Genomic DNA, 221 nt, shown 5'->3' with positions numbered 1-221 from the left:
CAATAGCCAGCCTAGGGAACCCAAAAGAGGAGGGTCAAGAAGGATTGGATCCTTAAATGCCTCCTGTTCATAGGCTACACTTGTTCTACACCATAAGCAAGGCTGTACAGTTTCCAAAAAACTATATTGAAAACCGTCTAAATAATCAGTATATGAATATGAGGTAGATTGACCTCTTCCTCCTCCTGATTTATTTGTTTTTCGGAGTTTTGTTCCGTCAG

General features: G+C 40.3%; 1 protein-coding gene. It reads right to left on the bottom strand.

Going from position 1 to position 221, the window contains the following annotated elements; genetic code table 11:
• Positions 1-221 (bottom strand): hypothetical protein (locus AC27VX_RS23950; RefSeq protein WP_488698497.1); only part of this gene is annotated, 221 nt, incomplete at both ends.

It is taken from the genome of Chryseobacterium sp. 14P4.3.2, from assembly GCF_057799275.1.
This window is presented reverse-complemented; position numbering and strand designations above follow the sequence as displayed.